Below are 294 nucleotides of genomic sequence, written 5' to 3' on the forward strand. Positions count from 1 at the left end.
CGAGCTCGTCGGCGGCCCGGGCCGGCAGGTGGCGCACCTGGCGGAGGGGCGCCTTGACGGGCCGCACCGGCCGGACCTTGAGGGTGAAGCCGCGCACGCCTTCGAAGCCCGGCAGCTCATGGAGCAGCGCCAGCAGCCGGGGCTGCTCGTAGCGCAGCCGGGTCAGCCAGACGGCGCGGTCGGTGATCAGCGTCAGCCGTCCGTCCCGAAAGCCGCCCACGTGGAGGTGGGGCGCCAGTTCCTCGGGGAGGTGGTCGCGCAGATGCTGCTGGGCGCGCTCGATCAGCCGCGCCA

General features: G+C 74.8%; 1 protein-coding gene. It reads right to left on the bottom strand.

The features are described from left to right. Positions 1 to 294 (bottom strand): DUF721 domain-containing protein (locus J5F18_RS09000; RefSeq protein ID WP_346302204.1); only part of this gene is annotated, 294 nt, incomplete at both ends.

The organism is Halomonas sp. BM-2019 (genome assembly GCF_017584085.1).